Below are 26,199 nucleotides of genomic sequence, written 5' to 3'. Positions count from 1 at the left end.
CTAATTAACAAGCTAGTGCGCACGTAGAAACAGCGCGGCTGACATTTCGTCACTCAACCGCTGTTCGCGTTTACGGTTTGCGAGCGCCATGGCGGTGCGTCTACGGTCTTGCAATGTTTCGTAAGCATTGAGACGTTGCTTTTCTTCAAGCCAAACCAGCTGTTGTTCAGCAACGCGTTGATTCAATAACTCTAGCCTCTTATTTTGCTGCTGAATGGCCTCATCCAAAGTGTTGATAAAGCGCCTGAAGTTCAGGTAGTTCGACATAGCAACACCATTTTGACCCGCTTCGAGCAAACGTTGCGCGTAATCTAAGCGGTAATCGTTCAATGCATCCATCTGTTGCAGGGCGTCATTACGCTCGTTAATTAACACACTTAATTGCTGAGCCACCTCGTTGGTTTGGTGGGTGGTTAGCTCAATCAGTAAATCGAACGACGATGAGGGTTTCATGGCAGGTTCTCTCTGTGGTTAAGCACGGCTTGCAGTTCAGCAACGGATTGTTCGTAATCAACTTGGGCACTGACGTCTTGTCGTAAGTAGGCCTCTAGCCACGGAAAGCGCTCGATGGCTTCATCGATACTGGCGTCATTTCCCTTGGTGTACGCACCCACGGCAATGAGGTCGCGGTTGCGCTGATAACTGGACATCAAGCGTTTAAATCGATGCACTGAGTTAAATTGTTCTTTGGGCACAATGGCGGACATGACCCGAGAAATGGAGGCCTCGATATCAATGGCCGGATAATGGCCGGTTTCGGCCAAACTGCGCGACAGCACAATATGACCGTCAAGAATGGCGCGAGCGGAATCGGCGATAGGGTCTTGCTGATCATCACCCTCGGTCAGTACCGTGTAAAAAGCGGTAATCGAGCCGGCTTGTTGCTGGTTATTCACCGCGCCATTACCTGCGCGCTCGACCAAGGCGGGTAATTTATTAAAAACAGAAGGCGGATAGCCTTTGGTGGCAGGCGGTTCACCCACGGCCAGTGCAATTTCGCGTTGAGCCATGGCATAGCGGGTCAGGGAATCCATAATAAGCAGCACATGTAAGCCCTGATCCCTGAAGAACTCGGCTAAACGCGTGGCATACACAGCGCCTTGCAGTCGAAGCAAAGGCGACACATCGGCCGGCGCAGCGACCACCACTGAGCGAGCCAGTCCGTCGACCCCTAAGTTATGCTCAATAAATTCTTTGACTTCACGTCCACGCTCGCCAATGAGCCCAACCACAATGACGTCGGCTTGGGTGTAGCGTGCCATCATGCCGAGCAGCACACTTTTACCCACCCCTGAGCCAGCAAAAAGCCCCATGCGTTGACCGCGCCCGACGGTAAGCAAGCCATTAATGGCGCGCACACCCACATCCAGCGCCGTGTCGATGGGGGCGCGCGCTAAGGGATTAATCAAAGGGGTGTTTAAACTGGCGGTATAGGCTTGTGGTAAATCACCTAAGCCATCCAGTGGCCTACCGGCAGCATCCACGACCCGGCCCAGTAGGTGATGACCCACAGGCAGGTGATGAGAAAGGTTAGGTGGGGCAGGGTGATTCACCTTGGCCTGAGGGTCAAGTGCGACGGGCTCGTCGTAACTGGCTTCAACCGCAAACACTCGGGCACCGGGGCCTAAGCCCGTGGTTTCACTTTGGGGCATCAGGTAGAGCTTGCTCCCTTCAAAACCAACGACTTCGGCATCCGCCCAGCGGTTTTGTGAGGCAGAGACTTCAATGCGGCAAGCGGCCCCCACAGGCAAACGTAAGCCCGTAGCTTCTAACACCAAACCTGTGGCGCGGATAATGCGTCCGCTGTACACCAGTGGTTCACTGGCTTGTACGCGTAAGGCTGCGCTGTCTAGCTGCGCAAGCCATTGTTGGGAGGCATTGACCGCGGCGTTAGTGCTCATGGCGCCTCTGCCTGATTATCGAGGTCTAGGTGTAGATGGCTGAGATCAGTTCCTAACGCTAATGAGCTAATGGCGCGGCGCCATCGCGTTTCCAGCGTGGCGTCAATGTCGCCAAGGGCTGTTCGCGCCTTGCAACCACCCGCACTAATGTTGGCGTCTTCGATAATGCGCCAGTGCTGGGTGTTTTCGTTATCTTTTAGGTAGTTTGAAACCAGTTGATGATCAACAGGGTTTAAATATAAGGTCAGTGGGTTTTTGCCATCGGGGTCAACGTGCAATAACTGTTGAATAAGATCCAGAATGCGTTCGGGCTGCTCTTTAAGGGTGGTTTGTAATACGTGATTGGCCACCCTAACGGCTAAGGTCAACATGGCTTGACCCATGTCTTCGTTTAAACGTTCGAGGGTTGATTGCGACGCGCTAACCAGTTGCGCCAGACGCTCGGCTTCGTGTTGCGCTTGAACGGCACCTTCAGCGTGACCCTCGCGCAGTCCCTTTTCATGGCCTTCGCTCAAACCCGTTTTCAGGCCTTGAGCGTGGCCCTCGGTAGTGCCTTTTTTTACGCCTTCGGCGTGGCCTTTTGCATAGCCCTCGTCATAGCCCTTTTTTATGGCAGCTTGTTTTGCGCGCTGCACTTCAGCCAAGATACTGGCGGCATCGGGTAAGGTTTCTTCGGGTTCAGGGGTAGGGTCAACAAGGTTGTGGTCTAGCGTTGGCAATTCGAAAGGCTGCATCTCCCAGCGTTCCCACTGAGACTGCGCATACGGAGACGGCCCATCAAATTTAGTGCTAGACATACTCGTCACCCCCTAAACCGCTGAGGGTAATTTGACCAGACTCGGCAAGTCGGCGAGCCACTTCCACGATGGCTTTTTGTTCTTCTTCTACCTTCGACATACGAACCGGCCCTTGGGCGTCGATATCTTCGCGCAGCATATCGGCCGCGCGGTTGGACATGTTTTTAAAGAACTTCTCGCGCAGGTCGTCAGCCGCCCCTTTCAGTGCAATAGTCAGTGACGACGTATCGATTTCTTTAAGCACCAACTGAATGGAAGAGTCTTCGATGTCGACCATGTTGTCGAAGACGAACATTTCTTCAACAATGCGGGCGGTAAGATCGCTGTCGGTACTGCGTAAGCTATTAACGATGGATTCTTCGTCGGCGGCGCTAAGGTAGTTAAGGATTTCGGCAGCAGTACGCGTACCACCCATTTTGCTGCGTTTGGCCCCTTGACCTGACAGCATGTTGTTCAGCACTTCGGTTAGCTCGTGAAGCGCATTAGGCTGCACACCACCAAAGGTGGCAATACGTAGCACCACGTCGTCGCGCAAGCGTTCGGGCAGCTGGGTGAGGATGTCGGCAGCGCGATCACGTTCTAGGTGAACCAGAATGGTGGCAATAATTTGCGGATGCTCGTCGCTGATAAGCTCGGCGACGCTGCTGGCATCAAGCCAGTTCAAGGCGTCAATACCGCTGCTGGTGCCATCACCGGCATCCAGAATGTCTTCAATAAGCCCTGCAGCGCGATCGGTGCCCAACGCTTTGTTAAGCACCGAGCGTATGTACTCGTTAGAGTCCAGCGTTACCGCCATGAATTGGTCGGCTTCTTGGCGAAAATTTTCAAGCACTTGGTCCATGTCGGCACGCGTCAACTGCCGAAGCTCAGCCATGGCCATGCCCACTTCTTGAACTTCTTTAGGGTTCAAGTGTTTAAAAACCTCGGCGGCGGCGTCTTCGCCTATAGCCATCATTAAAATGGCGCCTTGTTCAATGGTGTTATCAGCGCTTTTCATCGTTTGATTTACTCATCCAACCACGAAGTACCATGGCCACAGCGCGGGGGTCTTTTTCAGCCATAGCGCGAGCGGTTTTCAGGTTTTCTTCATAGCGATTAATGTCGTTGGCTTGTTGTTTGGCGACCTGTTGGCGCTGCTCGTCGCGGGCGTTGGCTTCGCGACGGGCTTCGGCTTCGTTAGAGGCCTGAATCATGCCTTGAATAATTGGGTTGACCACAATGCGCCAGAACACAAAGAACAGCACAGCAATCAATAAGTATTTAAGAAGATTCATGGCTAGCTCGATGTAGTCATTGTTTTTCCAGAACGGGACGGAATTGTCTGGAATATCACTGAACTTACTGTTCACCACGCTAATGGTGTCGCCACGCTCGTTTGAATACCCCACCGCCTGCATGACTAGGTCGCGAATGTTGGCAAGCTCAGTTTCGTCAATGGCGATGAACTCGTCTTTATCTTCTTGGCGATAATTCACAACCACGGCGACCGACAGACGTTTTAACTCGCCCAAGGGGCCTTTGACGTGGCTAATGGTGCGATCCACTTCATAGTTGGTGGTGACATCGCTACGCGCATTTCCGGTCGCTGATACGGCATTGGCTTGCGTGTTCAGTTGATTGATTAAATTAGGCTGGGCATCGGGATTAGCGTCGGCGTTTTCGTCGTTCTCGTCCGGGTTGGGTACGGCAATGGGTGCCACCGCGTTAGCAGGGGGCTGGTTGGTTAGGGCCCCGGGTACGCCTTGAGCCGGATTGCTGTTGTTGTTAATTGAGGTACTGCTTTGTTCACTGCGTATGGCCGCTTCGCCGGGGCGTTGATTAGGGCGGTAGACTTCAGACGTTTGTTCACGACGAGAAAAATCAACGTCTGCGGTAACTTGGGCGCGCACATTCCCCGCACCCAGTATGGGGTTCAGTAGCGTCAAAATACGTTGCACCGAGCGGTGCTCGATGTCGTTTACAAAGTTGCGTTGTAGGGAGTCGGACCCCATCTCGCCAGAAGGCATGGTCAACAGCTTACCGTTTTGATCCACTACCGATACGTTCTCGGCGTTCAAGTTAGGTACGCTGGAAGACACCAACCACGTAATCGCCGACACTTGGCTTTCAGATAAGCTGCGGCCAGAGTGCAGGGTAACCAGTACGGAAGCGGTGCGTTCTTGGCGATCACGCACGAATAAGCTTTCACGGGGTAGGGCTAAATGCACCCGCGCTTCTTGTACCGCGTGTACAGCACTGATTGAGTTGGCTAGCTCGCCTTCGAGGGCGCGCTGATACGTAACCTGTTCGGTAAATTGACTGGCACCAAAACGGGCCTGATCGATCAGTTCAAAGCCCACATTGCCGCCACGTGGTAAACCTTGGGCCGCCAGTTGCATACGCACTTCGTGTACGGACTCTTTGGGCACCAAAATAGCGCTACCGTTCTCAGAGAACTGGTAGGGAATATTTTGCTGGGCTAAGGTGCTAACAATGGTGCCGCCATCGCGGTCATCAAGGTTAGAGAAAAGCACGGTGTAGGTGGGGCCTTTGGACCACATGGCTGCCACCACAACCAAAGCCACCGCAGCGGCGGCAAGACCTAACTGCACAGGGCGGGCAAGGTTTTGAATTTTATCGAAACCGGGAACCCGGGAAAATAGCTGAGCGGCCTGACTCACGGAGTATCTCGTTGCAAAGAATTAAGTGGCGGATTAAACCGGCATGCTGGCAATTTCTTGATAGGCTGCCACTAAACGGTTTCGAACTTGAACCGAGGTTTGAAAAGCAATATTGGCTTTTTGCAAATCGATCATGACATCGTTAAGCGCGATATCGGGCGCACCCGCTTCGAAAGCTTGCGCTTGTTGGTATGCCTGATTTTGTGTGGCGGATAAACGCTGCAGAGAACGAGAGAGCTCGGCCGCAAAGCCACCGTTATCGTGTACGTCGGCAGCAGCTTGTTTAGGCTGCCCCGCAGCACTCGCGCTAACCGCGCGCAGTTGCGATAAAACAGATTCAATACTTGAAAGCGATGGAGTAGACATTAATTCGTAGCCCAAAACAGGATGTACGGCTAGCAAACAGCAGGCCGATTACACATGCAACTGTACCTGCGAATAACGAAATGTAAGGCGTGTATCTATCGCCAAAAACACGCGCTTTTCAAGGGTTATTGATTTTTTTCTGTAGGGTGGGCGTCGCCAAAGCCTTGTGGTTCGTGGTTTTGAGCATCAATGCGATACACCCACGCTAAAAGCTCGGCTACTACCAGATACAGCTCGGGAGGGATGTGCTGATCAAGATCGACCTGCATCAGTAGGCTGACCAATTCGCGCGATTCGTGCACGTGTAAATCGTGTTCGCGTGCTGTACGAATAATGGTTTCGGCAATGTTGCCATAACCCTTGGCCACCACTTTCGGGGCGGGATCGGTGGCTTCATAGCGTAGCGCTACGGCACTGGGTCGACGCGGTGGGTTAAAGGTGTTTTGATCACTCATGGCTAGGCTCGATATCGTCGGCTAGCTTGCGCTGCGTATTGAGTGATAGGTGCTGAATATGAAGGCCATGCGTGCCTAAACGGTCGTTTAGGTCTTGCAGGTGGGGGCGCAAGGATGAGGCAGCCTCATTTGCGTTAATGCGCAACGACACCTGATTTTGGTGCAAGCTAATCTCGAACTCGATGTCACCCAAACTGGCCAATTGCATAACAAGCTTGCTGTTCCAGCGTTCGCTATTGACGGTTTGCTTATGGTTAGCCGAGCCCTCGTATTCTTGCTCGCGTTCGACACGCCATTCAACGGGCGTATTGGCCCACGCTTCGCCCCGCCAGGTAAATTGTTGCGTGGCTAATACCTCAAGCTGTTGCCGGATAATGCCTTGGTGGGCGGAATCGGGGGCTAAGGCCGTTGCTAAGGACGACGACGATGAGGTTGGGGCGCCTTGGCTTGTGTTAGAGGTATTGCCAGCGGCTCGCGCATCTCCAGTGTTAGGGGAGGTGGGTGTTTGTTGTGCCGTGGTTGGTGCATTTTGGGGCTGTTGCTGCAATGATGCGGCGTTGCCTTTACCAAAAGCAAACTGAGCCAATTGCGCTTCGTAAAACATACCGCTTTGTTGCACGGTACTACGTAAACCCTGAGTTAAATACTGCACCAGTTGATCTAAGGCGCCTTGCTGTATCAAACTTGTGCCTTGGGCGGCAACGGTTCCTGTACCCGTGGTGCCAAGGTGAGCCATAGCAGCAGTGGCAGAAGCGCTACCGGATGCTGACGCGCTCGCTGCCGTCGCTGTGCTGCTTTGCGCCACACCTGATTGGGCTGTATTGGACGCTTGTGGCGTTCGGCCACCGGCCTGTTGTGCCTGATGCCCCAGTGCCGCCTGTAATAACCGCTGTAAGGTGGGTTGATCGCCAATAGGGCGGCGACCTTCTACCGGTTGAGAACCATCAGGAAAGCGCTCGATAATATCCAAAATAACGCGAGCGGCACGACCCAATGTAGTAGGGGCTGATTGGGTGGCGCTACTGTTGGTGTGCCGTAATAAAGCCTCGATCGCGGCTTGACGATTATCAAGATGAACGCCTTGACGTACATGGCTTTGTGGCTGTTGACCATGGCGTGTTGCCTGATCCACAACTTCACGCTGGTCTCTGACGGTAGAGTTATGTATGGGCTGATTGCGCTCGGGTTGTGGGCTTTGACTAACCGCATCAGCCCGGGCCCCCGTCACGATATTGGTCTGCTGGCCTACCGTATTACCTAAGGCTGCATCTAAACGCTGTATAAGCAGCGTCCCTAGGGGGGAAGGCCCACCGATACTCATGCCAGATTAACATTGGGTGTACAGTAAGCCTGCAACACATCCTGCTGGCGCTTCATGTTGCCCAACAGCATATTTAGACGATTCAGTTCGGGCATCGCCAAATGACGAATTTGTGCGTCGTCTTCTAAGATTTGGCTAAGCAGTTGCCTGCGCGCGGCGCGATCGCTAACACTGATGGCATCTAGCGTACGTAAGCGATCAACCGCTTCGACGTAACGCTCGCTTAGGGCCACAACATCGTCCCATTCATTGACTTTTGCGCACTCAAGCATGGTGCGCGTGATGTGGGCAATGGCCTCGTAATGTTGCAACAGCGTGGGGGTAGTAGTGCTCATGATGAATGCGCCTGCGCTCGTTGGGTGTCTACGGAAGTGGTCCAGGCTTGGCTTAACTCCGTTAGTAGCTGCTCGGCTAAACCTAGCCGTTCGTCATCGGCATGTACGTTGGCACGTAATAAATTATGCAGGATGACGTCGTAGGTAGCAATTAGGTTGTTGGCGAGTTCGCCACCTTGTTCAACACTAACCGACGCCTTTAAGCCAGAGTCGACAATGTCGATGGCCTTAGAGATGGCCATGCCGCGTTGGGCCACATTGCCTTGTTTTAAGTGCAATCTGGCTTGCATAATGGCGGCGCGAGCACCGTTGTAAAGCAAGGTGATCAGGTGCTCGGGGCTAGCACTAAGCACTTCGGTTTCTAAACCTACGTTAGCGTAAGTTTGTGCAGACTGTAGTCTGGAGCCGCGTCGGGGGGCTGAGTACGTCATGGCAGTACAGTGGTATTACGATTGGTTATTGTTCATGTTGGCAAGCATGGACAATTGTTGAGTTAAATAAGAGCTGATCCCGTTCATTTGGTTCACCATGACATCAAGTTGGGTGAACTGGCGGCGATAGTTATCCATTTTTAAATCAATGCGCTCTTGGGCGCGGATCATTTGTTCGTCCAATTGTTTGATATTGGCGTTAATGCTCGCGTTGACGTTATCAATAAAGCCGTCTTTTTCCAGGTATTGCGTGGTGGTGTTTACCATGCGCTGGCTTAGGCCTTGTTCACCTGTTAATAGTTTGGTGACATCGCCTAAATTGTCTTTAAGTGCAGCGCTAAGCTTTTCGTTGTCAAGGGTAAGAGTGCCGTCGACGTGGTTGGTAGTGATGCCCAACTGGCTTAGGTTACGGATATCGCCTTCGGTGCTAAAAACATTTAAGGCTTCACGCACGTGCGACTGCACACGACGGGCTAACGAGTCGCCCGTTAACGCGCTAGCTTGTTGGGTTTCCATGTTGTAGCTGGTCAGCGATTTCAGCGTATTGTGTAAGGCGTTATAGGCATCCACAAAACCTTTAATGGCGCCCGAGGCAGCGCTGTCGTCGCGCACAATATTGATCGTTGCCGCGTTGTCTTCACTAATCTTGTTAAGGGTTAGGGTAACGCCTTCGATAGCATCTTCGACCGTATTGCTTTGACTGGTAATGTCGATGCCATTAATTTTCAGTAAGGCGTTTTCAGCTTCGGTTTGGCTAAAGTTGCCGGCGTCTGGCGTGGCCGCGTCAAAGCCAAAAAAATCATTAAGCTCGGCATTGTCCAGCACTTCAATGCTTTTAACGGAAGCGTCAACGCCGGTGTCGTTAGCGGTAATCATCAAGCGGTGCGGGTTATCGGGGACGCCCGTGTTAACCAAGGTGGCACTAACGCCTAATTTAGCATCGCTATTAATGGCTTTGACCATGCCTTCTAACGAGTTCGAGAAACCTTCAAGGCTAACCTCGTGATGCTCGTCGTTGGCAAGTGTGATGCGTAGCGTGCCGCCTTCGACGCTGCTATTGGGTTCGGTGCGACTGGCTTGCGCTGCAAAGGTTAAACGGTGCTTTGTGGCCAATTGCGTAACGTTGACATCGTAGCTGCCCGCAATGGCGGTGTTGTCGGCCGATACGCGCACTGATTCGTGAGACGAGCTGGCTTTTAATGCGCCGTAGGTGTCAGTGTTGCCTAAGGTTTTGGATGCCGTTTGTAAGGCATCAATGGCGCTTTTCAACCTGCTGTAACCCGACAGGCGATGCTCGGCTTCGATTTGCTTGTTTTGAATAAGCACTAAGGAACTGTTCTCTGCCTTTCTAAGGTCAGCTAACAACTCGTCGAGCGGAAGGCCTGAGCCAACTCCAATTGATGATATCGCCATTTTAATTTACTCCTTAAGCAGTATTTTGCCCTAAGCCTCGTCGAAACAAAGCGCCCGTTAAGCTATATAAAGTGCTGTAGCTTGTTACTTATCGATGGCATTAGGCTTTGGTGTTAATGCCATTGCCTTGAAACTGTGTGATCATTTTGGCTACCGCTAACACCGCTTCAGAGGGCACCGTACGGATGACATCGCCTGATTCGTTATCGACCAAGGTCAATACAATGCGCTGGGTGTCGGGGTCTACATCAAAGCGTAAGCCTGTTGCCCACGGCTGCATCGAGCTATTTAGCTGCTCTAGGGCTTTATCAAGCGAGCTACTTTCTTGCTCGTTGTTCTCGTAAGCCGCTGCTTGCCCTTTGGGGCGGTTAGCCGTTGTGGTTTCTTGTTCAGCGTTTTGTGTTTTTTCTGCGCGCGTGACAGTGGTCGCCGCATTCAAGTTTTGCACGGCGTTGTCATCGGTATCAGTTGCCACGGTGCTAGACAGCGGGTTGATATGAGAGTGCGCAACAAGTGGATCGATCATGGCGTGGGCTCCGGAAACGAGAGTAGGTAGCGGATGCGTAGCCAGAGTGATTCAATGCATCCATCTATTACATACTGCTGTTAACGGCGGCATGAAACGCTTCTTTAGGCCCTCAGACACATAAAAAAATCAGTGTAAACACGTAGGTTTTGACGCGTTTTTAGGGCAATGGCCGGAATAGGCTGTGATTCTCTTTATTAATCCACCGAACACCTTGTGCGAGTACGAGCGAGAATAAAGGCCTATTTCTATAAATTGCCGGATTACGTGCCATGTTCAGTTCTGAAGACTCTCTGGTCGAGCAATATGCTCCGCTGGTTCGTCGCCAGGCACTGCAGCTAGGGTCTCGCTTGCCCTCTAGTGTCGAAATCGACGACCTAATTCAGGCGGGCATGATGGGGCTGCTTGATGCCATCAGACGCTATCAAATCATGGCCGAGGCCCAGTTTGAAACCTACGCCGTTACACGCATACGCGGGGCGATGGTCGACGAATTACGCAGTCAAGACTGGCTGCCGCGCAGCGTACGCACCAAAGCTCGAAATATCGAAACCGCACTGCATACCTTGCGTCAGCGCCTGATGCGTGAACCCACCGAAGTTGAAATCGCAGCCGAGCTAGAACTTAGCATGGACGATTATCATCAGCTACTGGATGACGCCAGCGGTGTGCAAGTGGTGCACTACGAAGATTTATCGCGACGTAACGAAGGGGAAAGCGACGCGCTTGAATTCTTAAACAGTAGTGAAGCATCCAGTTACCACGACAACCCCGTTAATCATATGTTGTCGGGCGAGTTGCGCTCTGTACTGATTAACGCCATCGATACCTTGCCCGACCGAGAAAAACTCTTGTTATCACTGCAATTCGAGCAAGACCTTAACCAAAAAGAAATTGCCGCTGTGTTAGAGGTAACCGAAGGCCGCGTGTCCCAGCTTCGTTCACAAGCCATCGCCAGAATACGGGCCAGCTTGGCCAGCTCTGACTGGCAAAGTCGCCCCGACGAGCTGGCAGAACACGTGTTGTTGTAGGGCAGAGTGTTATCATTCTGTCTTATAGGGAAAATCAAATAATTACTTATAAATCAATAATTTAAATAAGTATTACAGTAATTATTTTTACAATTATCACCAAAAACTCATAATCCATATTCGCGGTTTACGCGTTGACATCAATAACACGAACGTAATAATGTCGTTGTCTATGTAACAAAATATGTTTAATTGAAACGGGCCGGCGATGTTGTTTAGCCGGCTCAAGCGAGTAGTACTAGTCAGCATAATCAGCGCTCGGGTACGGGGTTTTGGGTAGCCGAACGCCATAACGTGAATCGAGGGGGAAGTGTGGTGCATACCTGCATAGGTTACATCCGTGGAACTGGGTTTATACGTAGTGCGAATGTCTGTACGCGAAAGCGGTTGAAGTTTAACGTGTTGACGGCAGGCGCTGCCAAGCCGTTGCCTTGGCATTGGCCTTTAAGGTCAAAAGGCCGTCAATTCTTATGTGTTGTTGCATTATTGTGTTGTTGGGCGTGGTGGCCTAAAAACACGTACGCCACGTCGTTGCGCATTTCACCGGTGGGGCTAGACTTGCCCCTCACGCAGCGAGCGGGTGCTATTACGTTGTTCAATGCCGGAGACGAGCCGGTTAATTTGCAGTTGCGCGCGTTTGCGTGGTCTCAGGTCAATAACGAAGAGCTTTTGACCCCCGCGACCGATCTGGTGGTTAGCCCTCCTGCCGCCACGGTACCCGCGGGGACTTCCTATACCGTTAGGGTCGCCCGTCGTGATTTGGCCTCGCCCTCAGCGCTAAGTTACCGCGTACTGATCGACGAGCTGCCCCAAGCAGATGACCCACGCACCTTAAATCAAGGGGTGTCCGTGGTGTTACGTACGTCGTTGCCGGTTTTCTTCTCCGGTGGCAAGGCCATGGCCAGTTTACATTGGCAGCTTTGGCGCGATGCCGATGGCTTGCATGCCGAAGTCCATAACCAAGGCGAACGCCACGCCAAGATTATCGGCTTGACCGCGCACCTGCCTTCTGGCGACGCCTTAGGTTTCGGTAATGGCCTTAACGGCTATGTGCTGCCCGGTGCACGCAAGGTTTTCCACCTACACGACCCTGCATTAAGCCAGCTGGCTGATCAGCAAACGCTACGTTTAAGCGGGCGCGACGGCCGTTTGGACATCGAGCACACCTTGCCTGTGCCGGTGCGCCAATGAGCTGGCGATGCCACGTGCTGTATTCCGTTGCCAGTATGGCTTGTGTAGTGGGTGGTGCGAAGTTGTCGGCGCAACCCTTAAGTTCGCTAACCGCCGAAACCGTACCCATGGTGCTTGAAGTCAGTCTTAACGGGACGCGCACGGCCGAATTACTGGATGTGCAGCGTGCTCGCAGTGGCAAGTTCAGTGCTAGCGCGGCTGATTTACGACGTTTGCGCCTGTGTTTGGATGCCGGCTACGCTGCTGACGCGATGGTAGCTCTGCAAGATTTACCCGGTGTGACCCTACGGTATGACGAGGCCAACCAAGCCTTGGCATTACAGGTGCCAGATAGCTTGCTTGAGCCCTATAGCATCGATTTATACGGGCAGCGTCGCTCAAACCCGTTGCATCAACTTCATGCCATTCCTGCTGCAGTACTGAATTACGGGCTTTATCACACGCACCAGTCAGGGAAAAACACCGTAGCGGGCAATGCCGAATTATTGTTCACCGGGCGCTTCGGCATTGTTTCTAACACGGTGATGTACAACAGCACCAAAGCCCAGTATGGCTACGATAACGCTGTGCGCTTAGAAAGCCGATGGCAGTATATTGATCCGGTCTCGGTGCGGTCTTATGTGTTGGGCGATTTTGTCAGTAACGCGGTGTCGTGGGGTGCTAGCGTGCGTTTGGCTGGTTTTCAGTGGGCCAGTGCTTTTGATCAGCGCCCGGATATTGTCACCACAGCGTTACCGCAGTTTTCGGGTTCCGCCGCTCTGCCTTCGACATTAGACCTTTACGTTAACCAGCAACGTATTTATTCGGGCGATATTCCGTCGGGGCCTTTTGCCTTACGTTCTTTACCCTTTGTGTCGGGCAATGAAGTCACGCTGGTCACCACCGATGCGTTGGGACGACAAACCACGTTAACCCAACCGTATTACTACAGTGCGCGTTTATTGCGTCCTGCCCTGACACAGTTTTCGGTGGATGTGGGCCTACCGCGCTTGAACTATGGGTTGAACTCAGACGATTACGACTCTGCTGTTTTTGCCACCGGATCGTGGCGTCATGGCTTGACCCACCTCACCACTCTTGAGGCGCGTGCAGAAGGCTCAAGCGATGGCCTGTTTAATGCTGGGGTGGGGTTGGCACAAGGGTTAATGGGGCGTGGCGTGTTCAATGCAGCCGTATCCACCAGCCGCTACCAAGCTTATCGTGGTACCCAACTAAGGCTGGGTATAGAAGGCCAAGCCAAAAGTTTACGCGTGTATGGCAGTACAGACCGACATTATGGTGATTACTTTAATCTGGCTCGCGTCTCTGGGCATCGCATGGTGCAAAAGCGTCGTACCCAAGGCGTAGGCCCTGATATCGATGCTTGGCTTCACCGAACCGCACAAGCCGGCGCCATCGACCGGCTTGGGGTAGGCATTAGTGCGTTTAGACGCACGTCGTTCAATGTAAATTACCACCGAATCCGCTATGTGCACGGACAAACACGCATGGGCAGTTTGTCGTTTTCCTATGGATTAAGCCCGCGCTTAAGCCTACACGCCAATGCCTACACAGACATCGATCGTCGTCATAACCGCGGCGTTTTCGTGTCGTTGAACCTTGTGCTAGATAAGCTCAATGCGTCAAGCAGTCTTAGCCGTGACAACGGGCGCTCGCGCTATACACAGCAAGTGGCTAGCGCCATGGGGCAGCGTCAGGGCGATACCAGTTGGGGTGTGGTGAATACCTTTGCCCCCCAAGGCAGTGATTATCGCAGTGCTTACCTTAGCCATCGGGCGCGCCATGCTTTAGTGGGGGCAAGCCTACATCACTCGGGGCATTCTACGCGTACTGAACTTCAAGCCTTAGGGGCGTTGGTGGCAGCAGGCGGGGGCGTGTTCGCCGCTAATCAAGTGGGGGACGCCTACGCTATCGTTACCAACGCTGGCCCGAATGTAGAGCTGTTACAAGGCGGCGTAAAAATGGGACGCACCGACCGTAACGGGCGTGCCTTATTACCCAAGCTGCGCCCCTATACCGAACAACATGTGCGCATTGACCCTTCTACGCTTCCCGACGGTTGGGAGCCCCAAGCCACGGAACAAGCGGTGGCTGTTGGGTACAGGCAGGGCAGGGTCATTGACTTTGGGGCCAGAGCCGTACACGGCGCGGTGCTGGTTATGCACGACAAGCACGGAGAACCCATCCGCCCCGGTCACCTCGTAAAGCTTGAAGGGGGCGAAAGCTCGGTAATGGGGTACGAGGGGCAGGTTTATTTACGTGATTTACACGAACACAACCGCTTGCAGATCGATCTGGGTGTGCAGGGAAGCTGCAGCGCTGATTTTCGTTATGACCCTAACACCATTGTTCAACCACAAATTGGTCCGTTGACATGCCTTTAAGCCTACACCGACATAGATCCCTTAAAAAGGGGTTGTTTGTACTATTGTTTAGTATTGCTAGCCTTTGCTTTAGTCACCATGCTCTGGCGCAGCAAGGGGGGCAGTGGTGGGGCGGCGCGTCGTGCAATCTTTCGGGTGGTACGTTGAATTTGGGCACCTTAGACCCGGATCATCACGTGGATACCACGCATGACGTGGGCTTTCGATGCACCTTCAGTTTTTCGTATCTCTTTAACGAAGAGCGCGTCACCTTCAGGGTGTGCCTGTACATGAATGACGAAGCCACAGGGTACAACCCATGGCGTCATATGGACAACGGCTCGTGGTGGCCGCCGTACATGCCCAACCCGCCCACCCCTGATGATTTGGCTTACAACCTTTACGCGGATTCGGGGCGTACGCACATACTGTCGCCGCCCGATGCTGGGCCTTCAATGGTCTCTGAGGTTTTGACCATAGAGCGTGGCTATCCAGTCCAACCTATTAGTGGTTCTGGTAATTTTACGGTGCATGGGCGACTTCCCGCCCCACAACCGGGCCTTCCTTCGGGAAGCTACAACGCCACCCCCTCGTTCACGCTGACGTATACGGTGGAGTCCGGACACGTTGCCCCCAGCGACTGCACACAAGCGAGCGCTACGCAAAACCTTAGCGTAACTGCCCAAGCGCCGGATAGCTGCACCTTAAGCACGCAGGCCGTGGATTTTGGAACCATCCAGCAAGTCGGTGTGATCAACACGGCCATTACTGCCGAAGGGCAGCTTCTTGTTAAATGCAGCAGTGGAAGGCCTTATACCGTCTACCTTGGGCAAGGAAACTACGCAGCGGGTGGCCTTAGGCAGATGGCACAAGGCAGTAGCCGACTGCCGTACGAGTTATTTCAGAATAGCGCTTACACACAGCTTTGGACCGACAGCAGTGGCCTAACCCGTACCGGTACAGGCAACGAGCAAACCCTTCTCGTATACGGCCGCATTCCGGTCGGAACCCCTGTGCCCAACGAACTGGGCACTTACACCGACACGGTTATTGTCACCGTGTCTTATTAAGCACAACCGTGCACAACCTAGGAGAACCCGATGATGCGGTTTACATCAGGTCAACACTCCGACTTAGCTTAACTTAAAAGGAAAATAATGATAAAACGACGCATCATCCTACCCATCGCTGCCAGCTTAATCAGCACATCAACCCTAGCGGCAACGGCCACCGGTAACCTTACGGTTAGCGCCAACATACAAGAGTCGTGCCACCTTGATGGAACAGCAGGCGCCAGTGTAGGAAATGCCTTGATTGATTTCGGTACGATTAGCAGCTTAGAAGCAGCCGTTGATGCCGACACCACCACAGCAGGTGGGGCGGCTTTATCCATTATCTGCACGAATGGAACCACCTACGAGGTGTCGGCCAACCTAGGGCAAAACGTAGACGGAACGCAGCGCCGTATGGCAAACGGCGCCACCAACTACTTACCCTACGATTTATATTCCGACAACACCTACGCCACAGCGATCACAGACAGCACAACTTTTTACAACGGAATAGGTACGGGGCAAATGCAAGCCATTGATATCTTTGCACGCATCCCTGCAGGCACAATGCTGCCAGCAGCCGGCAGCTACACCGACGTGGTGGTGCTAACCATTACTTATTAAGCCAAGCCGCCTATGTTTTAACAGAATTTAGGCCGCTTCCATGTCTCGTTCAGCCGCTTTAGCCAGAAAGGCTGAGCGAGACTGCCCACGTTGTTTGAAGGTAATCGTTATGCATAGCATTTGCGACAATGCTCATCTTATGATGTGCTTGCTCTACTGCAATAAAAGAGCTATATTTAGATCTATATATGTAGCTTAAAAAGGAGCTGTTCATGGATAATATCTATGCTGACTTTTCCATTAGCATGTCGGAGTTTAAGAAAAATCCATCGCAGGTATTGCGCACAGCAGGTGAAAAGCCCGTAGCTGTACTGAACCATAACCGACCCGCCTTTTATATGGTGACGCCCAAACTGTTTGAGGCTCTTATAGAAGAGTTATCGGAGCGGGATTTAGTTGCCATTGCTCGCCAGCGTTTAGCACTTAAGGACACCGCTGTTGAGGTAGACCTTGAGGAAATCTAAGACGCAAGCAGGTAATACAAAGTATCGTCTTAAGTTTATTCCTGAGGCGCTTGCTGAATGGAATGAACTGGATGGCAGTGTGAAAGAACCCTTGCGTAAGGCGCTTCGAAAACGTTTAGAGGAGCCTCAGGCAAGCTAATATTCAAACGCACCGCACGAGAACGTACGCGTGCCAAATCAATATCAACCAATAACCAGAAACCACCCTTAAAGTTAGCGTCGTTCAGCCACGCTTCAGGTGAGCTCGGTGCAGGGATAGGGACATCGTCAACCTCAAAATGAGCCGTTACTGCTTCTTGTGCGGCCAGAGGTAAATGCTGCAAGTCGTCAGCGGCTGTAAAGCAACCAGGAAAGTCAGGAAAAGATGCACCATAAGCACTATCTTCTTCCTTGTGTACATAAATAGGATAGAGCATAGAGACTCCTATATGGTTAAGCCTAACTAGGTCAGACCGGCTTGTTCTAAGATACTGCGCAGCGTTAGAAGGGGTAAATCTTTTTTTGGGTGTGGAACTGTTACTTTTCCAAGCTTTGAGGGATGCTTGAACTGATGATGTGAGCCCACTACGTGTACTAAATACCACCCATCCGCTTTTAACCGTTTGACGACTAAGCATCGGGGTATCGCCTTTTTGATCAAGAATAAGCGTTTTGCTTTCTTTTTTTGTTTGTTCTGGTCTACCTCGGTAATGGCTCAGTATAAGCAATGATATCGAGCAAAGAACTAGGACGTTTTAAACCAACAACCCCTGTCGCTTCAGCAAATCTAACAAGTTAGCCACGATTTTATCGGCTGTGGTATCTAAATTACGCTGACCTTTTAAGGACTTACCATCCACGTTTGGAACGGTTCCACGGCTTAGTGCATCGCGCAGTAGGGTAGCAAGTTGTTTACGGCTGTTGCTGCCGTCTATGTGCGTCAACACAAAGGCTTCAGCGTCTTTTAATTGAAGGTTTGTGGTGTCGTGCCACAAATTAAACATCCCAATACCAAAGCTTGAGTCTTTACGCTGCTGGTACAAGTGCGACAACCCCGGAATCAGCGTAGGCGCGTTCGGTTGTGAACTTTCCGCTTGATCATAAGGCGAGGCCTCTAGCGTATAGCGCAGTACATTAATACGAAACAGCGTTTCCAATGCCGTTAATAAGGCGTTACGGGCCTCGGCATCATCGTCCGCCTTAGTAATACTTGGGCGTACCTGCTCTAGTAGCGAATCAAAACTCAAACTAGCTGGCCACGCCTGACTTAAGCTACGTAATACGCTAATCACCACCGCATCGCTGCTGTGTATGTCCCGGTTTTTATGATTACGAAAACTCAACCTATTGTTGGTTGCGTTGTCGGTTTTTTTGATTTCTGTAAAGAAACCAGCCCAACGTAAATCAGCCAAACGTTCTAGCTCGGGGCTAACCAGCACCTGTTCCGAGCGCTCGCTATGAACCATCACACTTTTACGGAAGTTACGACCCATCGCAAAATCTAAATACTGTTGACGCATTTCACGCGGCTGACCTAAGGCAATTAGGCTGTGATTTAGCTGCACATTTTGCCCGTAGGTTGCCGACAACTCTACGTGCGGCTCGCTATCGCCCACATGGGTTAAACCGTACTCTGCCGCCATGCTAACGAACTCAAGCAAATAGCAGGGGTTATTAAACATCTCCAGATACTCGTGGGCGATGTAATAGTCAGAATGCCTTTCTAATTGCTTAACCGCCGCCCGTAACGAGGGCGCCAGCGGATTACTGCTGGCCACACCGTCTGACAACAACCGCAACATGGTCTTGGCGCTGGCTAACTTATCGCCCGTGGTGGTGTCGCTGTGGCTGTGCAATAACATCGCATCGCGCACAATATCACCCGCCTTCCAGCCGGGGTAAGTGTTATAGCTAATGTAGCCAATGCCATTGGGCGCTAGATTCTGCTGCAGAATGCGCAGCATAGCCTCGCGCACCTCAGGCGGCACCCAACTAAACACCCCATGAGCAATTATGTAATCAAACTGCCCAAAATCGGCCGTAATGTCCGTTAGGCTCATGGCATGTAACTGCAAGTTCTCAATGCCCAGCGCTTGAGTCACCTCAACACCCTGAGCCACCTGCACCGCTGACAAATCCACCCCCACCACCTGCGCATCCGGGTAAGCCAACGCAAAAGGCAGTAAATTACCACCCCCAGCACAACCCAACTCTAAAACGCGAGCCTTGGCTAAAGGCACCGACGACAAACCATACAAATGCGCCGCCGCCCGCAAATGCCCCGGCGATGAAAACGGAAAGGCATTCGACGTATAGACCTGCTCATCGTAGGTTTTGCCAATCTCCTCGTTAAGACCAGCAAGCTGATCGTCGTCTACAGTGGCTTCAAGAGAAAGAGAGTCAGTCGTCAAAATAAGTGCCTACTAGCTAAAAGGTGAGGTACGGAACATGCGTGTGCAACGTAGTCATTCGTAACAACTACCCACTTAGCATAACCAGCTTTAGACAGAGTAAAGCGTGGATTAAGACGGCAAATGGTTTGGACTTGGGGGGATTGGGTGGGGGGGACGTTTTGAATTTTGCGATCCCCGTTTGTATTAACGCCGAGATTTTTCTTGTATTTACTATCGACACCAAGCCGTTTTTGCGTCGGCGGCGTGTGATGCGGGTTGTAGGGTGGAATGAACTGTTGTGTTTTGTTACGATGGGTTGGCGAACGGCTGAAATCGGCCACAGTTGAACATTTTAGCGCCGTGAGTATGGTGTGCGCGGCGATGCAATTGAAGCCACCCTTTTAGAAGGCGAGTTGAATATATTGAGCCGAGGTGGATCAAGCTCTTCGTCAATAATGACTCTTACAAGGATTATCGTATGTCTAGATGCACAGCCCCCGTACGTGGACATAGATCAGCGGCCGCTGCCGATGCATGCCCAGCATGCAGTTCCCGCCGTAGCGGTTATGGCCGCAGTAGATCTTATTCCTCATTAGGTCACAACAGATCTTATTCCTCCCCCTCTTACTCCTCATCGGGCAGCAGCAGTTCACGTCCGCGTTGGTCAAGAGCGAGCTCGTCACTATCGTACACTTCTGCTCAAGTGCAGTCGCTCACGCCGATTCGCGAAACCGTTGAAACTCGAGCTGTGCAACAACCAGACCTTCGTGACGTCTTCCTCTGCCACGCCTGGGACGACCGTCAGGGGTCAGCTAAAGAGCTACATGACCTGCTCGTGACGGTTGGAGTCAAAGTTTGGTTCAGCGAAAATGACCTTGCGCTTGGCGTACCAATGATGCGTGCCATTGACAAGGGCCTAGCAAACTCCCGAATTGGGCTTGTTTTAGTAACCCCTGCATTGCTTGCCAGTCTCCCAAGAGAAGGCGTTGCTGACAAAGAGCTGGCGGTACTTCTGATGCGTAATCAGATCGTTCCAATCGTGCACAACACTACATATAACGCTCTCCTTAACGTCAGTCCTATGCTGGCCTCTCGAAGCGGCCTGAGCACTGCAGAAGATTCAATGGAAGTGGTCGCGGCGAAAATCGCCGAGCTGGTTTCAGTCTAATTGTATTGCCCACTAGGAAAGAAAGTGGGCATTTTGATTGAAGTTGACGAATGTCGGCTATCGGATCGATAGTTGTCCTTGGCCATACGAAAATAACCCGTTCGGATTCAGACCCTAAGGGCCGCTTCAGTTATTCCTACACCCACATCAACTATCCTGTAAAGCAAACCTGTTCTAAAACGTCATTTCCCTGTTTTGTTAACAACCTAGCAACCTCCCGGAGACGTTGTCTCCCTGCGCGGAAACAAACGATGCACGTTCCACGGACTATTCCACTTCACCTACACGAGCATGCACAAGACGCATCTCCATAATACGATGTTCTAGTTCATGCAAGGCCACATAGTCGTCTTTCATAATGGCAGCAAAGCCAGCGGCTTCAAACTTCTGTATCGTATTAGTCACCTGCAGTCTTAACGCATCAAGCTCGGCCATGACAAGACGGTGGTCGTTTTCATCCATAAATTACCCCCACAAGTACCTCAGATACTAAAAAACCGCCAACTCCGTTGCCAGAGTTGGCGGCTAGTCTTGCAAGAACTGCTTCCTGTAAGACTACCAGAAAGCAGTTGCTGTGCTTGCGAATTAACGCAATAGCGACAATACAGTCTGTGGTACTTGGTTGGCTTGTGCCAATACCGATGTACCAGCCTGTTGCAAGATCTGCGCACGTGTCATGTTGGAGACTTCGACAGCGTAGTCGGCGTCTTCAATACGCGAGCGGGCTGCGGACAGATTGTTGACCGTGTTGTTCAGGTTGGCGATGGTGGACTGGAAGCGGTTTTGAATCGCACCAAGCTCGGAACGCAAGCTATCAACGTTCTGCAACGCCTTATCAAGCATGGCCAACGGATCTACCGTCATGGCCGCATCATCAGCCGTGCTCTTGGTTACAGCGATGTTACCCGTACTAGTATCGATTGCAACATCCGCACGTGTGTACGTTGTTTCACCATTGGCGTTAGAGCCTTGAACGACGTACTGCGTGTTTCCGTCGGCGTCCTCGTAGCTATGCAGTGACTCACCAGTACCAAGGCCGGAAATAGCTCCGTTCGCCGTACCCGTTACGAGCTCAGTGACTTCTTTACCGGTACCGGCGTCGACCAGAGATGCATCAACTTGTGTGTTGCTGGAGTCCCAAGTGATATTAGTGGGGTCGGTTATATCAGCTTCAAAATAATTACCATCGCTATCCTCAACGACGTAGCCTTCACCATCTGCCAAAGCAAAAAGATTGACAGCAGTCGGCGCAGAATCCAGATTGTCGTTGTGCAGATCGACTTCAGGAGTTGCGGTAAAGGTACCTACTTGAATTTGGGTAACTGCGCTGCCAACGTTGTCGGCGCTGACCTGGTTTAGATTGCTAGAATTAGCAACGTCAATGTTGCCCCATGTAAACGTGTAGTCTGCTGGGTCTGCTGGGTCACCGGCACCGTTAAGCGTAGCCGAACCGGTAACGATATAGTAGTTATCATCGCTGGCTTTCACGGCGAACGATTGCGAGCCAGCCGGATCATTAGTTCGATCCGTCAGCTGGTAGAGCGTGTTTAAGTCAAGTACAAGGTCTGTTGGGTTATCCCCAGCGCTATTATTGGTAACGGCTGTTGCTAGCTGAGCAAGGTCAACAGCTTCGGTGCCATCAACGGTGCTATATACCGGCAGGCTTGTGACAGCGCCACCATTCACATCAACAGATGCGTCAGCTACGGGGCCGGCAGACGAGTCCCAGACCCATTTGTCTGTTGCTGCGTTAAAGTCCAGAGCATAGAATTTACCGTCTTCGGCCTTTACCACAAATTCGCCCGGGGTCGTTGATGCCCAAAGCGGGTCGTCGGCATCCAGTGCGAGGGTAGTGCCGCCAGGGTTGGACACCGCATAGGAGTTGGCTGCGATGTTGACGGTAGTAGTCGTCTCGATTTCGTTGCCTGTTGTGATCGCCGTCATCTCCTTGCCGGTGATCGCGCCTTCGATGTTGAAGGTGCTCAAACCCAGAGTGGTAGAGTTAATCTGGCGCAAGTTAACAGAGATAGTTTCAGCATCACGTGAACCAACCTGCACGGTCAGATCATTTTTTTGAGCCAGAACCTTGACACCGTTAAATTGTGTCTGATCCGACACTCGGTTGATCTCATCCAGACGCTGAGTAATTTCAGCTTGAATGGACTCCAGATCGGTCTCCGAGTTCGAACCGTTAGCGGCCTGAACCGACAGTTCACGGATGCGCTGCAGGTTATTGTTGATTTCGTTCAGTGCACCTTCGGTCGTCTGAGCGATGGAGATACCATCGTTGGCGTTACGAGCGGCTTGGGTCAGGCCCTTGATGTTGGCCGTGAAGCGGTTGGCGATGGCCTGACCGGCAGCGTCGTCTTTGGCGCTGTTGATGCGCATGCCGGAAGACAAACGCTCGATAGCGGTGCCTAGGGCGCTTTGCGACTTGGTTAGGTTGTTCTGTGAAACCAGAGCCAAGTAGTTAGTGTTAATGACTAACTTTTATTTTTTCCAGTCAAACCAATGCCCACAACATCCTGTTTTTTAATAAAAAAATGGGCCGTTGGTAATTTCAATCTCCCCCACATGTCCTATTCACTCGCAGTTTCACTGTGTATATATTTGTGGATACCAACACATATACACAAAAGAAAAAATCACTTTGGGGGAGGGTGTTATGGCGTCGAACCTTTTAACTGTGAGAAAAATACATGCGGCTGGCGCTAAAGATAAGCCGTATTGGCTACGGGATGGCGGTAGCTTGTTTTTGTACGTAACACCGTCGGGCTCGCGGTCATGGCGGTATCGGTACCGTATTGGCAAGCTGGAGCGGGTGTATTCCATTGGCAAGTACCCGCAAGTTAGCCTAGACGAGGCCCGGCGCGAGCGTGATCGTGCTTACGATTTGGTGCGACAGGGCATTCATCCCTTGGTCGATAGAAAGCTGAAACGTAGCCTACAGCTTGAGCAGAACGATAATACCTTCGAGTCGGCCGCCCGAAGCTGGATAAAATCGAATACAACATGGAGCGGTGGCTATAGAAAGCAAGTTACCACCTATATGGAGAAGGATGTCCTACCTGTGCTTGGTGAACTACCTATCGCCTCCATCACCGTCTCGAATGTGCACCCTCTTATTATTGATATGGCACAGCGGGGAGAAGTGCTGGCCATGACGGTGCGACAATGGATTAGTCAGGTGTTCAACCACGCGGCGCAGAAGGGGCTTTGCAACCATAACCCGGCTGATATGCTGAAGCGGTTAATTAAAAAGCCACCGGTTCGGCATAACCCGCCGCTACCGTGGCATGAAATACCGGTTTTTATGAATAACCTTGAAAGCTGGCATGGGCATTACACTACCAAAATGGCTCTGCGCCTGCTGTCGCTAACCTTTGTTAGAACCATCGAGCTAAGGCGGGCAAGTTGGGATCAGTTCAATATGGAAACGGCCACATGGCAAATACCGGCTGAAAACATGAAAATGCGCCGCCCCCATATTGTTCCGCTTTCTTATCAAGTGGTGGAGCTTCTAAAACAACTGCATCAAGTCACCGGAAACGGTCGGCTTTTACTGCCAAACGCCCGACGCCCTGACGAACCTATAGGCCCCACAACCCTAAATAATGCCATCTTCTCGTTGGGCTACCGAGGCGTCTTCTCTTCACACGGCTTCAGGTCAACAGCAACCACGCTGCTTAGCTTACTTGGCTACCCTGATAACCGTGTTGATCTGCAACTTGCCCACCTAAAGCGAAACGATTCGTCACGCGCGCCGTACGACCACACCAAATACATCAGCTCTCGTCGAATTCTTATGCAAGACTGGGCCGACATTTGGGAGATGTTCGCTACAGGCAAAAACATGGAAAACGTCACCGAAACATTCGGCCCCATGTCTGAAAGGCGTACCCAATTCTTAAGCGTCGTTGAGCGTGAACAATAATTTTAAGAACACGAACAAAAGCATTTAAGAATCGCCAACCGCTGCCGTTAACCAGTATGAAGCAAGAGCCACAGGCCAGTAACACCACGTTGCAACAACATAGAAAATTTTTGCAACCACCCCTAAAGCTCTTCGAACCCTTGCCGTAAACCAGCTTGTACAGGAAATACAGGGCCTGCCCAGCACACCAGTGAAGGGTCAGGATTCCACCCAAAAGGGCTTTCCTGATTAACCGGCAGTAACACGCCTTTGCTTTTCCCCTACAAGGAGTAATCCATGTCTGTAATTAACACCAACGTACTTGCACTGACGTCACAGAACAACTTATCGAAGTCACAGAATGCTCTGGGTACCGCCATTGAGCGACTATCTTCCGGCCTGCGCATCAACAGCGCCAAGGATGATGCTGCTGGCCAAGCCATTGCCAACCGCTTCACCGCCAACATCAAGGGGCTGACCCAGGCTTCGCGTAACGCCAACGATGGTATCTCTATCGCTCAGACGACCGAAGGCGCGCTGAACGAAATCAACAACAACTTGCAGCGCATCCGTGAGCTGTCGGTTCAGGCCGCTAACGGTTCGAACTCGTCGTCTGACTTGGATTCCATTCAGGCAGAAATCGGTCAACGACTCGAAGAAATCAACCGCGTCTCCGAACAGACGCAATTCAACGGCGTTAACGTCCTGGCGAAAGATCGCACCGGCGACAGCGCACTGAAGATTCAGGTTGGCGCAAATGACGGCCAAACCATCGACATCAACCTGAAGCAAATCGACGCAGGAACGCTGGGGTTGGACACTCTTCGTGTGACAAATAGCATTGATGCAGAGCAAGTTGGAGCAGCCCCTGCTGATGGCAAAATTGTAGAAGGCGGCATAACGTCTGTAGACGTAACTGGTTTCGCCGCTCCTACTACTGACGTCGGTGATGGTGGAGGCGGAGCCGCAGGTGACTGGGGTACCCTGCAGTACAACAGTGATGACGGAAATTTTTATGTTGAATACTCGGGTGGCAAATTAGCCGACGATAGTGCTGATACCGCCGGCGACGGTTATTACCGCGTTAATGTCAACAGCGATGGCGCCATTTCCTTGGGTAGCCGAGTCGGTGCTACAGCACCTACGGGTACGCTGGCTGCCGCCGCAGTAGGCGATGGTGGCACCGAGACAACGCTTACTGGCACTGATGCTGCAAATGTTCGTGCTTATGCTGGTACAGAAACCAACGCTCCCGATTATGTAATCCAAGAGGGTACCGGCGTGGATGCCAAGTACTATGAAGCGAATATCTCTGCAGATGGCGCAGTAACACGTGGTGGTGAACTTTCCACCGAACCGAAAACCGCTGACCCGTTGGCTCAAATCGACGCTGCATTGCAGCAGGTCGACTCTTTGCGTAGCGACCTGGGTGCGATTCAAAATCGTTTCGAGTCCACGATTGCTAACCTCAGCAACACGGTTACCAACCTGTCTGCAGCCCGCTCACGTATTGAAGACGCCGACTACGCTGTCGAAGTCTCCAACATGACACGTGCGCAAATTCTGCAACAGGCTGGTACATCGGTATTGGCACAAGCCAACCAAGTACCACAGACTGTATTGTCGCTATTGCGTTAATACGGCTTTAAATGGAACTAGTCTGACGGTTTACGTCAACTGATTCCCGATGCCGCCCCAGTGGTTTAGGGGGCGGCGTTTTTGTTTAGGATCTCTATAAAAGACTGATTTTATGGGTCAGAGTAGCGACGTTTTTAAATGTCGTTCTAACTTATGACTCGGCACATTTAGCGGGCCA

General features: G+C 51.9%; 26 protein-coding genes. 9 read left to right on the top strand and 17 right to left on the bottom strand.

Going from position 1 to position 26,199, the window contains the following annotated elements; all coding sequences use genetic code 11:
• Positions 1–12 precede the first annotated feature (12 nt).
• The 12 genes from fliJ to AC2UZI_RS09775 form a co-directional block, all read right to left on the bottom strand.
• A complete protein-coding gene (gene fliJ / locus AC2UZI_RS09830; protein ID WP_486943623.1) occupies positions 13–453 on the bottom strand; it encodes a flagellar export protein FliJ in 441 nt (146 codons plus the stop codon).
• The gene (gene fliI, locus AC2UZI_RS09825) at positions 450–1,901 is read right to left on the bottom strand and encodes a flagellar protein export ATPase FliI (protein ID WP_486943622.1); all 1,452 of its coding nucleotides are present in this window, start codon (positions 1,899–1,901) and stop codon (positions 450–452) included. Before fliI ends, fliJ begins: the two co-directional genes overlap by 4 nt.
• Entirely contained in the window at positions 1,898–2,698 is an 801-nt protein-coding gene (gene fliH, locus AC2UZI_RS09820; RefSeq protein ID WP_486943621.1) for a flagellar assembly protein FliH, read from the bottom strand. Before fliH ends, fliI begins: the two co-directional genes overlap by 4 nt.
• Positions 2,691–3,695 carry a flagellar motor switch protein FliG gene (fliG, locus tag AC2UZI_RS09815; RefSeq protein ID WP_486943620.1) on the bottom strand — a complete coding sequence of 335 codons (1,005 nt, stop codon included), beginning with the start codon at positions 3,693–3,695 and terminating at the stop codon, positions 2,691–2,693. Before fliG ends, fliH begins: the two co-directional genes overlap by 8 nt.
• Positions 3,682–5,358 carry a flagellar basal-body MS-ring/collar protein FliF gene (gene fliF, locus AC2UZI_RS09810; protein ID WP_486943619.1) on the bottom strand — a complete coding sequence of 559 codons (1,677 nt, stop codon included), beginning with the start codon at positions 5,356–5,358 and terminating at the stop codon, positions 3,682–3,684. The genes fliG and fliF overlap by 14 nt, the downstream gene beginning before the upstream one ends.
• A 33-nt stretch (positions 5,359–5,391) precedes the next feature.
• Positions 5,392–5,724, bottom strand: a complete 333-nt coding sequence (gene fliE / locus AC2UZI_RS09805; RefSeq protein ID WP_486943618.1) for a flagellar hook-basal body complex protein FliE — start codon at positions 5,722–5,724, stop codon at positions 5,392–5,394.
• A gap of 125 nt (positions 5,725–5,849) precedes the next feature.
• A complete protein-coding gene (locus tag AC2UZI_RS09800; RefSeq protein ID WP_486943617.1) occupies positions 5,850–6,179 on the bottom strand; it encodes an EscU/YscU/HrcU family type III secretion system export apparatus switch protein in 330 nt (109 codons plus the stop codon).
• On the bottom strand, positions 6,172–7,500 hold the full coding sequence (locus tag AC2UZI_RS09795) for a flagellar hook-length control protein FliK (RefSeq protein ID WP_486943616.1): 1,329 nt from the start codon (positions 7,498–7,500) through the stop codon (positions 6,172–6,174). The genes AC2UZI_RS09800 and AC2UZI_RS09795 overlap by 8 nt, the downstream gene beginning before the upstream one ends.
• Positions 7,497–7,835, bottom strand: a complete 339-nt coding sequence (locus AC2UZI_RS09790; protein ID WP_486943615.1) for a flagellar protein FliT — start codon at positions 7,833–7,835, stop codon at positions 7,497–7,499. The genes AC2UZI_RS09795 and AC2UZI_RS09790 overlap by 4 nt, the downstream gene beginning before the upstream one ends.
• The gene (fliS, locus tag AC2UZI_RS09785) at positions 7,832–8,266 is read right to left on the bottom strand and encodes a flagellar export chaperone FliS (protein ID WP_486943614.1); all 435 of its coding nucleotides are present in this window, start codon (positions 8,264–8,266) and stop codon (positions 7,832–7,834) included. Before fliS ends, AC2UZI_RS09790 begins: the two co-directional genes overlap by 4 nt.
• A 15-nt stretch (positions 8,267–8,281) precedes the next feature.
• Complete coding sequence (gene fliD / locus AC2UZI_RS09780; RefSeq protein ID WP_486943613.1) at positions 8,282–9,679, bottom strand: flagellar filament capping protein FliD; 1,398 nt, start codon at positions 9,677–9,679, stop codon at positions 8,282–8,284.
• Between the two features lie 100 nt (positions 9,680–9,779).
• Positions 9,780–10,205: a flagellar protein FlaG gene (locus AC2UZI_RS09775; protein WP_486943612.1), complete on the bottom strand. Its 426-nt coding sequence runs from the start codon at positions 10,203–10,205 to the stop codon at positions 9,780–9,782.
• 272 nt (positions 10,206–10,477) lie between these two features.
• Here AC2UZI_RS09775 and AC2UZI_RS09770 point away from each other — a divergent pair, with 272 nt between their 5' ends.
• The 6 genes from AC2UZI_RS09770 to AC2UZI_RS09745 all read left to right on the top strand — a co-directional run bounded on the left by AC2UZI_RS09770 (position 10,478) and on the right by AC2UZI_RS09745 (position 16,930).
• The gene (locus AC2UZI_RS09770; protein WP_486943611.1) at positions 10,478–11,236 is read left to right on the top strand and encodes an RNA polymerase sigma factor FliA; all 759 of its coding nucleotides are present in this window, start codon (positions 10,478–10,480) and stop codon (positions 11,234–11,236) included.
• 294 nt (positions 11,237–11,530) lie between these two features.
• Positions 11,531–12,427 carry a fimbrial biogenesis chaperone gene (locus AC2UZI_RS09765; protein ID WP_486943610.1) on the top strand — a complete coding sequence of 299 codons (897 nt, stop codon included), beginning with the start codon at positions 11,531–11,533 and terminating at the stop codon, positions 12,425–12,427.
• A complete protein-coding gene (locus AC2UZI_RS09760; protein WP_486943609.1) occupies positions 12,424–14,811 on the top strand; it encodes a fimbria/pilus outer membrane usher protein in 2,388 nt (795 codons plus the stop codon). The genes AC2UZI_RS09765 and AC2UZI_RS09760 overlap by 4 nt, the downstream gene beginning before the upstream one ends.
• A 44-nt stretch (positions 14,812–14,855) precedes the next feature.
• A complete protein-coding gene (locus tag AC2UZI_RS09755) occupies positions 14,856–15,860 on the top strand; it encodes a Csu type fimbrial protein (protein WP_486943608.1) in 1,005 nt (334 codons plus the stop codon).
• Between the two features lie 87 nt (positions 15,861–15,947).
• Positions 15,948–16,466 carry a Csu type fimbrial protein gene (locus AC2UZI_RS09750; RefSeq protein ID WP_486943607.1) on the top strand — a complete coding sequence of 173 codons (519 nt, stop codon included), beginning with the start codon at positions 15,948–15,950 and terminating at the stop codon, positions 16,464–16,466.
• Positions 16,467–16,678: 212 nt separating this feature from the next.
• Positions 16,679–16,930, top strand: coding sequence for a type II toxin-antitoxin system prevent-host-death family antitoxin (locus AC2UZI_RS09745; protein ID WP_486943606.1), 252 nt, complete (start codon positions 16,679–16,681; stop codon positions 16,928–16,930).
• A 35-nt stretch (positions 16,931–16,965) separates the two neighbouring features.
• Here the strand turns inward: AC2UZI_RS09745 and AC2UZI_RS09740 are convergent, their stop codons facing one another.
• The 3 genes from AC2UZI_RS09740 to AC2UZI_RS09730 form a co-directional block, all read right to left on the bottom strand.
• Positions 16,966–17,346 carry a type II toxin-antitoxin system HicB family antitoxin gene (locus tag AC2UZI_RS09740; RefSeq protein ID WP_486943605.1) on the bottom strand — a complete coding sequence of 127 codons (381 nt, stop codon included), beginning with the start codon at positions 17,344–17,346 and terminating at the stop codon, positions 16,966–16,968.
• 26 nt (positions 17,347–17,372) lie between these two features.
• Positions 17,373–17,555, bottom strand: a complete 183-nt coding sequence (locus AC2UZI_RS09735) for a type II toxin-antitoxin system HicA family toxin (RefSeq protein WP_486943752.1) — start codon at positions 17,553–17,555, stop codon at positions 17,373–17,375.
• Between the two features lie 109 nt (positions 17,556–17,664).
• Positions 17,665–19,320, bottom strand: coding sequence for a methyltransferase regulatory domain-containing protein (locus tag AC2UZI_RS09730; RefSeq protein ID WP_486943604.1), 1,656 nt, complete (start codon positions 19,318–19,320; stop codon positions 17,665–17,667).
• Between the two features lie 460 nt (positions 19,321–19,780).
• Here AC2UZI_RS09730 and AC2UZI_RS09725 point away from each other — a divergent pair, with 460 nt between their 5' ends.
• Positions 19,781–20,470 carry a toll/interleukin-1 receptor domain-containing protein gene (locus tag AC2UZI_RS09725; RefSeq protein ID WP_486943603.1) on the top strand — a complete coding sequence of 230 codons (690 nt, stop codon included), beginning with the start codon at positions 19,781–19,783 and terminating at the stop codon, positions 20,468–20,470.
• 267 nt (positions 20,471–20,737) lie between these two features.
• Here the strand turns inward: AC2UZI_RS09725 and AC2UZI_RS09720 are convergent, their stop codons facing one another.
• Positions 20,738–20,932, bottom strand: a complete 195-nt coding sequence (locus tag AC2UZI_RS09720) for a hypothetical protein (RefSeq protein ID WP_486943602.1) — start codon at positions 20,930–20,932, stop codon at positions 20,738–20,740.
• A 123-nt stretch (positions 20,933–21,055) separates the two neighbouring features.
• Entirely contained in the window at positions 21,056–22,936 is a 1,881-nt protein-coding gene (locus AC2UZI_RS09715; RefSeq protein ID WP_486943601.1) for a flagellin N-terminal helical domain-containing protein, read from the bottom strand.
• A 199-nt stretch (positions 22,937–23,135) separates the two neighbouring features.
• Between AC2UZI_RS09715 and AC2UZI_RS09710 the strand changes: the two genes are divergently transcribed.
• Together AC2UZI_RS09710 and AC2UZI_RS09705 are read left to right on the top strand one after the other, a co-directional pair.
• Entirely contained in the window at positions 23,136–24,404 is a 1,269-nt protein-coding gene (locus AC2UZI_RS09710; RefSeq protein WP_486943600.1) for a tyrosine-type recombinase/integrase, read from the top strand.
• A 276-nt stretch (positions 24,405–24,680) separates the two neighbouring features.
• A complete protein-coding gene (locus AC2UZI_RS09705; protein ID WP_486943599.1) occupies positions 24,681–26,021 on the top strand; it encodes a FliC/FljB family flagellin in 1,341 nt (446 codons plus the stop codon).
• The last annotated feature ends 178 nt before the right edge of the window (positions 26,022–26,199 follow it).

Source organism: Paenalcaligenes sp. DL 463 (assembly GCF_057475185.1).
Note: the sequence above shows the minus strand (reverse complement) of the source record. Positions and strands in the feature narration are given on the sequence as shown.

Excerpts from the sequence above, each read along its gene's own strand:
- AC2UZI_RS09775 (WP_486943612.1), bottom strand. The coding sequence starts at position 10,205 with ATGATCGATCCACTTGTTGCGCACTCTCATATCAACCCGCTGTCTAGC.
- AC2UZI_RS09710 (WP_486943600.1), top strand. The coding sequence starts at position 23,136 with ATGGCGTCGAACCTTTTAACTGTGAGAAAAATACATGCGGCTGGCGCT.
- AC2UZI_RS09745 (WP_486943606.1), top strand. The coding sequence starts at position 16,679 with ATGGATAATATCTATGCTGACTTTTCCATTAGCATGTCGGAGTTTAAG.
- AC2UZI_RS09750 (WP_486943607.1), top strand. The coding sequence starts at position 15,948 with ATGATAAAACGACGCATCATCCTACCCATCGCTGCCAGCTTAATCAGC.
- fliG (WP_486943620.1), bottom strand. The coding sequence starts at position 3,695 with ATGAAAAGCGCTGATAACACCATTGAACAAGGCGCCATTTTAATGATG.
- AC2UZI_RS09790 (WP_486943615.1), bottom strand. The coding sequence starts at position 7,835 with ATGAGCACTACTACCCCCACGCTGTTGCAACATTACGAGGCCATTGCC.
- fliS (WP_486943614.1), bottom strand. The coding sequence starts at position 8,266 with ATGACGTACTCAGCCCCCCGACGCGGCTCCAGACTACAGTCTGCACAA.
- fliH (WP_486943621.1), bottom strand. The coding sequence starts at position 2,698 with ATGTCTAGCACTAAATTTGATGGGCCGTCTCCGTATGCGCAGTCTCAG.
- AC2UZI_RS09725 (WP_486943603.1), top strand. The coding sequence starts at position 19,781 with ATGTCTAGATGCACAGCCCCCGTACGTGGACATAGATCAGCGGCCGCT.
- fliI (WP_486943622.1), bottom strand. The coding sequence starts at position 1,901 with ATGAGCACTAACGCCGCGGTCAATGCCTCCCAACAATGGCTTGCGCAG.
- fliJ (WP_486943623.1), bottom strand. The coding sequence starts at position 453 with ATGAAACCCTCATCGTCGTTCGATTTACTGATTGAGCTAACCACCCAC.
- AC2UZI_RS09740 (WP_486943605.1), bottom strand. The coding sequence starts at position 17,346 with ATGCTCTATCCTATTTATGTACACAAGGAAGAAGATAGTGCTTATGGT.
- AC2UZI_RS09720 (WP_486943602.1), bottom strand. The coding sequence starts at position 20,932 with ATGGATGAAAACGACCACCGTCTTGTCATGGCCGAGCTTGATGCGTTA.
- AC2UZI_RS09795 (WP_486943616.1), bottom strand. The coding sequence starts at position 7,500 with ATGAGTATCGGTGGGCCTTCCCCCCTAGGGACGCTGCTTATACAGCGT.
- fliD (WP_486943613.1), bottom strand. The coding sequence starts at position 9,679 with ATGGCGATATCATCAATTGGAGTTGGCTCAGGCCTTCCGCTCGACGAG.
- AC2UZI_RS09770 (WP_486943611.1), top strand. The coding sequence starts at position 10,478 with ATGTTCAGTTCTGAAGACTCTCTGGTCGAGCAATATGCTCCGCTGGTT.
- AC2UZI_RS09800 (WP_486943617.1), bottom strand. The coding sequence starts at position 6,179 with ATGAGTGATCAAAACACCTTTAACCCACCGCGTCGACCCAGTGCCGTA.
- AC2UZI_RS09760 (WP_486943609.1), top strand. The coding sequence starts at position 12,424 with ATGAGCTGGCGATGCCACGTGCTGTATTCCGTTGCCAGTATGGCTTGT.
- fliE (WP_486943618.1), bottom strand. The coding sequence starts at position 5,724 with ATGTCTACTCCATCGCTTTCAAGTATTGAATCTGTTTTATCGCAACTG.
- AC2UZI_RS09705 (WP_486943599.1), top strand. The coding sequence starts at position 24,681 with ATGTCTGTAATTAACACCAACGTACTTGCACTGACGTCACAGAACAAC.